This is a genomic window from Lactobacillus leichmannii, from assembly GCF_024701915.1.
GTDB lineage: Bacteria > Bacillota > Bacilli > Lactobacillales > Lactobacillaceae > Lactobacillus > Lactobacillus delbrueckii.
This window is the reverse complement of the sequence record NZ_QOCY01000033.1, coordinates 1-3306: the sequence shown is the minus strand read 5'-3', so window position 1 is coordinate 3306 and position 3306 is coordinate 1. Positions and strand designations below refer to the sequence as shown.

At 36.6% G+C, this 3306-nt stretch carries 3 protein-coding genes and 1 pseudogene; 1 reads left to right on the top strand and 3 read right to left on the bottom strand.

Going from position 1 to position 3306, the window contains the following annotated elements; genetic code table 11:
* Positions 1 to 67: 67 nt before the first annotated feature.
* The 3 genes and pseudogenes from DS743_RS03440 to DS743_RS03430 form a co-directional block, all read right to left on the bottom strand.
* A complete protein-coding gene (locus tag DS743_RS03440) occupies positions 68 to 1099 on the bottom strand; it encodes a polysaccharide pyruvyl transferase family protein (RefSeq protein WP_258945813.1) in 1032 nt (343 codons plus the stop codon).
* A gap of 248 nt (positions 1100 to 1347) precedes the next feature.
* Entirely contained in the window at positions 1348 to 2349 is a 1002-nt protein-coding gene (locus DS743_RS03435; protein ID WP_072544295.1) for a glycosyltransferase family 2 protein, read from the bottom strand.
* Positions 2350 to 2387: 38 nt separating this feature from the next.
* Positions 2388 to 2796: pseudogene (locus DS743_RS03430) on the bottom strand (transposase); the annotation flags it as partial.
* Positions 2797 to 2825: 29 nt separating this feature from the next.
* On the opposite strand from DS743_RS03430, the gene DS743_RS03425 reads away from it, so the two are divergent.
* Positions 2826 to 3306 (top strand): helix-turn-helix domain-containing protein (locus DS743_RS03425; protein WP_258945812.1); only part of this gene is annotated, 481 nt, incomplete at its 3' end.

Here is a 3306-nt window from a genome sequence, read left to right as displayed (position 1 = left end):
AAAATACAGTATTTTTGCGGGTTTAGGTCCTTTTCTTAGAGGACTTGAGTTTGATTGCTCTGGGAAGTTAGCATAAAAGTTCAATTACGGGCTGGAAGTTTTGAATACAATCAGATTTATCATAACGGTATTTTTTGTCTAAATTTAATTGAGATAAAGTACTTCCAAAGTCATTAAGATCGTCTACATATTTAACATACGTGTTCTTATCTTTAATCCATTGATAGACGCCTTTAACTTTTCCGTTAGAATTGCCAATTGCAATACACGGTGTACCAGTCAATGCAGCAAATACCATCCCATGTAACCGATCCGTGATAACCAATTTGCTTTGGGCGAATTCCTTAAATTTTGCTTCAACTTCTTCTTGACGACGTCCCTTTTTAATTTCATAAGGAACAACAGTATCCGTAAAAGCTATCTTCTCTGAAGGATATTTTTCAGACACTACTTTATAAATATTGTTTGTGCCTTCACCACTTATATTTTTTTCTTTATCTGATCTCAAACAAAACAATATGCCCATCCTGTCAAAATTGTAATCTTGAACATCTAGTGTCGTTACACTGTCTGGAACTAATCTCACATCAACCGTAGGCATATGTTCTCGCATAAAATTTAAGCTCTTAGTCTCCCGTAAAAATATGGTTAAATTGGGATGAGACGTGTATACCTTTCTTGATTCTTCAAAAAAGCTACGTCCTTGATCAGTTTTCATGTCAAAAGTAATTGTTTGGGGAAAGACTATAACCCTTTGATTCTTAAATGCTCTTAAGATTCGTCTAAATCGATATTCTTCAACGGGCCATAAAGAACCCAAAAAACCGCCTCCATGAACTAAAATTTTTTGATGAGTTGAAACCTTAGCATACGTTTCTTCTTTTCCATCCGTTAATTCAGCAGGCGCCTCAAAATATTTAAAGCTAAACTGTTCTAGCCACCTTTCCTCTGCTAGCGTGATAGCTTGATCACCAAGGTTTCCGTGCTCAGGAATTTGAAGTAGCAGAAAGTTTGTATTGCTTTTTTTGTAATCTCTCAACAACTTCTTTTGACTGATAGTATGCACAATTTCATGCTTTACTCTATTCGCAAACTTCAATATTTTTCCTCTTTTTTTATAATAAAAATAACGTTCTCATTTCTACACTGCAATATAATAAAAATAACGTTCTCATTTCTACACTGCAATATAATAAAAATAACGTTCTCATTTCTACACTGCAATATTTTTTATACTAAGCAATGTACTTATCTATCTTGTTATTGAGCACAAAGCAATATAATACTTTCTTGCTCACCCAAACTACTAGTCACTCACTAATAGTAACGTGACTATACCTGAAGATTCTACCTAGCGATGTATATTTTTTTAAAATTGTTCTTAACCCGCTTCAAAAAACAAATTAGTCCAGGAATTGCCAGATATACTCGCTGCTTTTCTCCCAATTTATAGCCATGTTTAGAGAGAATTCTCTGGTTTTTCTTGGCCATCGGTATGACTTCAGAATAAAATTCTCGTGCCTTAGCATCATTAAACAATGCTTTACTATTGATTGCATCGATTATTAAATCATCAGTTGCCCCTATCGCACCAATCCAGATCTCATCATGCATCAACTTCAAAGTTCTTGTCTTCTTTATTTCTAATATAACTTGATTCATTTTATCACTAGCATGGATACCAGCCATAATACTTCCACTTCTATTAACACGGTAGTAGTACAGACTATTAGATATAATACTTATGCGTCGTGCATTTTTGACGATATCAAAAATAATCTCTTCATCTTCATGAACTAGCCCCACTGCATACCGTCGCTCCTCGAAGATTTCTCGTGCATACAGCTTATCCCAAGCCACTACCAAAGGAACAAAATTTTTTTCTGGGGAATAATATAGCTTCCAAAATTCATCAATATTATAAACTTTGGCGGGATTATGCTTGATATTGATTTGCTCACCAGAAATCTCATCAACTTCATAGTAATGTGAAATAACCAGATTTGTGTGATCCCTCATTGCAGCCTTTAGCATTTTCTCAATATAGTCTTTAGCAACATAGTCATCACTATCGACAAAAGCCAGCCATTCACCATGACAGTTATCTAATCCAGTATTTCTGGCTGCTGACAAACCACCGTTCTTTTGGTGCAAGGCAACAATGCGTTCATCTCTCTTAGCCCAATCGTCAATTAATTGACCACAATTATCAGGCGAACCATCATCTATTAGAATAATTTCCAAGTTTTGATAAGTCTGATTGATAATACTCTCTACACACTGATTCAGATATTTTTCAACTTTATAAACTGGAACAATAATAGAGACTAACGGCAACTCGTTATTCATTTAACAATTAACGCTCCTCTAATAAATCTATTTAGTATTTAAGCCTCAATGCCAATTCTTTTGTGTAAATAATTTATTCCGCCTAAACGTCTATGAGCTCGATTGGCATTCCGGTCATTGTAATTGATAGCTTGTACACCTAAAAAGTTGTCTAAAGACTCCTTAATCGGAAACTTTGGCTTTGGCTTTTGGGTGATCGTATTGTTTATCGATTCGATCATGTTCGTTAAATAAGATCGTGAGACGAATCTGCTTAAGATGTTGGAAAAAGACCGACAGGTATTCCTCAATCTTCTGCAGATTTTTGTTCATGTCGGAGTACTTTGAGTCGTAACGATCACTTACACAAACTTTCCCCTTGATGTTCCAGATGATATGAACTAGTGTAGTGTCATGCCGATATTTTAAAAGTGGTGTGCAATTCTGGTACAATCTCTGTAGTATATCTATCAATTAGCTGCGGAGGTTTATCAACCATGACACCTACTTCTAAAAAATACATTGTCAAATTGACCGATGACGAACTTAAGCGACTTAACAAAATTCTTCGCCAGAAAAACACGAGTGAAACGGTGGCCAACAGAATCCGCATTCTTAAAGACATGGATGCCAATCACCCGCCAGTTAAGACCTACAAGCAGTGCGCTTCAGATCATGGAATCAGTGAGCCAACTATCACCAATGTCGTGAAAAAGTTCGTCAATGAAGGCCTTGACGCCACCATCAAGCTTAAGCGCAGTGTTAATTCTGATAACGCACAACGCAAAGTTGATGGACGTGTAGAAGCGAAACTACTCGAAGTGGCCTGTGGACCTGTTCCCAAGGGGCATAGCCGTTGGACTTTGCGTCTTCTTGAAGCACAAATGAAGATAATTCTTGATAAGCCAATCAGTCGCGAAGCCATCCGTAGAACTCTAAAAAAAACCAACTTCGACCTCACCGCAGCGACTACTGGTG

Bases quoted from the DNA above. Each gene is read 5' to 3' on its own strand.
- DS743_RS03435 (WP_072544295.1), bottom strand. From the start codon at position 2,349: ATGAATAACGAGTTGCCGTTAGTCTCTATTATTGTTCCAGTTTATAAA.